At 51.0% G+C, this 396-nt stretch carries 1 protein-coding gene; it reads right to left on the bottom strand.

The window, feature by feature from the left end:
* On the bottom strand, positions 1–268 hold a 268-nt coding region (locus tag NE664_15245; protein MCQ4727987.1), incomplete at its 3' end, for a capsid protein.
* Positions 269–396: the final 128 nt, after the last annotated feature.

Here is a 396-nt window from a genome sequence, read left to right as displayed (position 1 = left end):
TAAACCGATCCACAACAATGCTGACTATCCCGCTGTGGATCTTTCGAACTTTGCGGAAGGGAACTGCCGCCCAGAATCTCGCCATGTCATAGCCGAGATCCGTTGTCTTCTTGAAAAACTGCTCCAGCTCTGCCGGTTCCCCGCGGTACCAGATCTTGTTCTTCAGAACGTTCTCCTGGAAGGAAAGAGGCTCCTGGATCACAATCTTTCGTTTCTTTGCAGGAATCAGCTTCAGGATCCCTGTAATCATGCTCTTAAACCAGCCCATCAGGCTTCCTCCTTCCTATGCCGATCTTGACCTCATACGGCAGCCAGGCATATTGCACGCTGTTGACCATATGATCGTTCTTGTCCTCCGGCGTGTTGTCCTTGTCCTCCAACCAGCTGTATACTTCC

This window comes from Anaerotignum faecicola (genome assembly GCA_024460105.1).
GTDB lineage: Bacteria > Bacillota > Clostridia > Lachnospirales > Anaerotignaceae > JANFXS01.
Note: the sequence above shows the minus strand (reverse complement) of the source record. Positions and strands in the feature narration are given on the sequence as shown.